This is a genomic window from Butyricicoccus sp. OF10-2 (genome assembly GCF_003481925.1).
Taxonomy (GTDB): domain Bacteria; phylum Bacillota; class Clostridia; order Oscillospirales; family Butyricicoccaceae; genus Agathobaculum; species Agathobaculum butyriciproducens.
Map to the genome: position 1 here is coordinate 1 of NZ_QUMC01000064.1, position 1,093 is coordinate 1,093.

Consider the following 1,093-nt stretch of genomic DNA (forward strand, 5'->3'; position numbering starts at 1 on the left):
TGGAATTTGGGTATCAGCTTACGCAGTATGTGAATATCAATGTCTATGTCCGCAGTCCTTCGGACGATGGATTGAAGAAAGAATTTGTCGGCTCGATTGTAGAGAATTACCTGCTCTCCGGTGCAAACGATGTTAAAGCATGGCTTCCCGAAGATTCACCGGACACTATGGTATCGCCCTACACACCGGCAACCAAAAAGGACGGCGGTTTGGTAAAACTGTCCGAGGATGGCATTTATCAAGCAGACAAGAACTTTGCCGGTGAAGATATTGAGCCGGTATCCATGATGAAGCACACGCTTATATGGGACGGCTCTCTCAATGGTATTCCGATTATCGGTCCGAACCTCGATGAAGATGTGTTTTATCTGACCGTAGAAATTGAACCGCTCGGCAGACCGGATAAGAATGTCGAGTGTACCGATGATGATAGCCACACGCACGGTCAGAACTATACTTGGCCGCAGAAGCAGGAGAACGGCAAGAAAAAGTTTGCTGTCAGTACCGAACTGCTGGTAGACTACCGTGATTATGTTGTCGGTGAAGATGGCACGGCGGCGTTCCTCATGCTGAAAGGCAGCTTGTCCGATGAAGTACGCAAGAAGCTGTACGAGCAGTTTGTCAGCGGCAGTCTGGCGTGCAATGAATTGACCGGTTTCCCCGAACTGGAAGGCTTGGTGCTGGACTACCAGAACCTTGACCCTGTAAACATGGTAACAGGTGCGTACAACTTTATGTACGAGGACTTGAAGCTGGAAGGCATTATCCCGCTGACCTTCCTTCGTGTTTACAACTCGCGCTACAACAAGGGTGCGCTGGGTGCTGGCTTTACGCACAGTTACGATTATTCGCTCATCAACGACCGAGGTATTATCCGCGTGACCATGCCTGGCGGCGAGGAGCAGATATTCCTTACGCTCCGTGGCGGCGGCTATGATTCTCTGGCAGACAGCGGCTTTGTTCTGGAAAATGAAGCAGACGGCAGCTACCGCATGACGCACGAGGACGGCGCAGCGTTCATTTTCTCGAATGACGGCAAGCTGCAAACCATCTCTAATCCCGATGGTACGCAGGTAGCACAGCTTACCTACAA

Annotated in this window: 1 protein-coding gene; it reads left to right on the forward strand. The window is 50.7% G+C overall.

All coding sequences use genetic code 11. The annotated features are described in order from the left end of the window. On the forward strand, nt 1-1,093 hold a 1,093-nt coding region (locus DXB00_RS16540; protein WP_158581342.1), incomplete at both ends, for a DUF6531 domain-containing protein.